The organism is Pseudomonas sp. P7759, from assembly GCF_013386445.1.
Lineage (GTDB): Bacteria > Pseudomonadota > Gammaproteobacteria > Pseudomonadales > Pseudomonadaceae > Aquipseudomonas > Aquipseudomonas azotoformans_A.
In genome coordinates, this window is the sequence record NZ_JACART010000079.1 from 1 (window position 1) to 2999 (window position 2999).

Sequence of the window (2999 nt, forward strand, 5' to 3'; positions counted from 1 at the left end):
GCAAGCCCGCTCGCCACAAGTGCATTTGCTAGTCAGCCCGCTCACGTTATCCCTTCAATTCTTTCAAATGCTTGTAGACCGTCGCCCGCCCCATGCCCAACACGTTGGCCACATAGTTCGACGCGCTCTTGCCCTTGAACGCCCCTTCGGCATGCAGCGCCAGCACCAGCTCGCGCTTGTGGTCACGGGTCAGCAGGTTCAGGCTCAACTGGCGCTCGCGCATCCACGCGTGCAGGAAGGTATTGATGCGTTCCTGCCAGTCATCGCGAAACAGCGAGTCCGGTTGCGGGATCAGTTTGCTCGGAGACAGGAACAGGTCCAGCGCCGCCTTGGCGTTTTCGAACAATGAAATATTCAGGTTGATGCACAGCACCGCCAGGCGACGACCTTTGTGGTCGTGCAGCACGGTGCTCAGGCTGCGGATTTTCTGACCGTCCCAGTTGAGCTTTTCGTACGGGCCGATGTTCACCTCGCTGACGTCAGCGTCGAGCATGTCCTCCAGCGCCGAGTCATCGCCGATGCTGCGCTTGGACAGGTTGTTGGCGATGTAATCGACTTTTTGCGAGCGCAGGTCGTGCAGCACCGCTTCGGCGTGGGGGAAGAACAGTGTGGCGATGGCGTCGGCCATCGCNNGCCATCGCACGGAAGTTCTGCATGACCTTGTCTTGTTCAGCGGTGTTCATCAAACGGGCTCCAGTCGGGCAGGGGAGAGCATACCAGCGTCGAGGCCGAACCGCGTCAGTGCCTCCGGCAGCGGCGCGCCACGCACCAAGGCCGCGCTGGCCTGGCCCATGGCCGGCGAGGTCTGGATGCCGTAGCCGCCTTGTGCTGCCACCCAGAAAAACCCCGCTACCTGCGGGTCAAACCCCGAGAGCAGATCACCGTCGTGTACAAAACTGCGCAGGCCGGCCCAAGTGCGGGTCGGGCGGCGGATGGTCAGGGTGGTGGCTTCTTCGATCTGGTAGATGCCCATGGCGATGTCCAGTTCTTCGGGCTGGATATCCTGGGGTTCGACCGGGTCGGCGTTGGCCGGTGAGCCGAGGAACATGCCGGCGTCGGGCTTCATATAGAAGGATTCGTCCAGCGCCACCAGCATTGGCCAATGGTGGCTGTCGACGCCTTCGGGGCCGGCGAAGATGAACGCCGAGCGCCGCTTGGGCTGCAAGCCGATGGACGCGGCGCCNNCGCCGGCGGCGTTGATGATAACGGGTGCGGTGCAGGTTGAATCCTGGGTTTGCACGTGCCAGATGCCGTCAGCATCGCGGCTCAAGCCGAGCACATGACTGTCGGTGCGCACTTCGCCGCCGTTGCGACGGATGCCACGCAGGTAGCCCTGATGCAGGGCGTCGGTGTCGATGTCGCTGGCGGTGGGGTCATACAGCGCACCGTGGACTTTTTCGCGGCGCAAGATCGGCAACTTCCCACAGGCTTCGTCGGCGCTGAGCAATTGCACCTGCGCCACAGTGGCCTTGGCGCTCAGGTACTGGGCGTTCAGCTCGGCCGCATCGCCGATGAAATCCACCGTCAACTCGCCGCGTGGCGTCAGCAGTGGGTGTTCGCAGAAACCGCTGGGCGGGTGGTCAAAAAACTCACGACTGGCCAGGGTCAGCGCACGCACCTGCGGGGTGCCATACGCGGCGGTATACAGCGCCGCTGAACGCCCGGTGGAGTGATAGGCCGGGTGGCTTTCGCGCTCCAGCACCAACACCTTGCCGTGCTGCGACAACCAGAAACCCGTGGACGCGCCGGCAATGCCGCCGCCGATGATGATGAAGTCTGCAGGGTTCATAGCTGTCTCCAGAGGGCATTGGCCAGGGCGATGTCTTCCAGGCCCAGGCCGATGGAGCGGAAGAACACGTGGCGGTCGTAGGTCGGGCGCTGTACCTGTTCGCTGAGTAACTCGGGTAGGTCACCGGCCACGGTGCGCGGGTCCCAACCGTGCTGTTCGGCGGCGATCAGCATTTCACCGGCCGCGCCAGGGGTGGTGCGGCGATAGTCGCAGAATACCTGCATCGTGTTGAGGCTGTGTGGCGGCACTTCATGGGCGCGCGGGGCGTTGGTGCTGATCGAGGTGATCAGCGCCGGTCTGCTCAAGTGCGTCGGGTCGAGCACCGGCCCGGCCGACGACGTGCACAGTAGGATCACGTCGGCGCCTTCCACTGCCGCCTCGCAACTGTTGGCGATGACCACACGTGGGTCCAGGTCCTTGAGCTGCGCGATGACCTCGGCGGATGCATTGGCCAGGCTGGGCGAATACACGTTGATGCTCTGCCAATCCCTGAAACCTTTCACATACTGCAGGTGCGCCTGGGCCACCTTGCCACTGCCGATGATCGCCAGGCGTCGCGCGGATAACGGCGCCAAGGCATCCACTGCCAGGGCCGTGGTCGCGGCCGTGCGTGCAGTGGTCAGCTCGGCTGCGTCGCATAGCAACAGGGGCTGGCCGGTCTGCATCGACATCAGCAAGGTCCATGCCGTCACCAGAGGGCCTTGCTCACGCACGATATAGGGCGAGGTCTTGACCCCGTACACCCCATCTTCGGCCAATACACCCAGGTAGTTGATGAAGTCGCCTGCGGCTTGCGGGAACTCCACCCGTTGCTGCGCTGGCTGCACCGCTTGCTCGTTCGCCAGGTCGCGGAACAGCTTGCGCAGGATCTGCGGAACATCGATCTGGCTGAGCAGCTCGCGGGCCTGGGCGTGATGGATCACATGAGGTGTGCTGGACATCGGTGTCTCCGCAGATAAACTAATTTGTCCATTATGGACTTTTAGTTCTGCTGAGCAATATCCTTCGAGAAAAAAGCTGGCGTCTTACTTGCCCAGGTTCTGATTCATCAGATTACCCAGTACCGGCCCTTGGCTTGCTGTTTGCCACGCATGGAAATTCTCGCAGCCTTCCATATTTGCCTCGGCAATGTTGCTGCGCGGGTCGCAGATCATCGACCAGCGTTGCTGTAACGACGGGTACTTGATGAAGTCAGCCCGTGTGGGCGGTT

At 62.5% G+C, this 2999-nt stretch carries 4 protein-coding genes; all 4 read right to left on the reverse strand.

Annotated features, from left to right (window positions below; genetic code table 11):
* Positions 1–46: 46 nt before the first annotated feature.
* Positions 47–628 (reverse strand): transcriptional regulator, encoded by a 582-nt coding sequence (locus HX823_RS30700; RefSeq protein ID WP_177078359.1) that lies wholly within the window; start codon positions 626–628, stop codon positions 47–49.
* Positions 629–682: 54 nt separating this feature from the next.
* The gene (locus HX823_RS30705) at positions 683–1789 is read right to left on the reverse strand and encodes an FAD-binding oxidoreductase (protein WP_177078361.1); all 1107 of its coding nucleotides are present in this window, start codon (positions 1787–1789) and stop codon (positions 683–685) included.
* Entirely contained in the window at positions 1786–2730 is a 945-nt protein-coding gene (locus HX823_RS30710; protein ID WP_177078363.1) for an ornithine cyclodeaminase family protein, read from the reverse strand. The genes HX823_RS30705 and HX823_RS30710 overlap by 4 nt, the downstream gene beginning before the upstream one ends.
* A gap of 84 nt (positions 2731–2814) precedes the next feature.
* Positions 2815–2999: hypothetical protein (locus tag HX823_RS30715; protein WP_177078365.1), on the reverse strand; the 185-nt coding region annotated here is incomplete at its 5' end.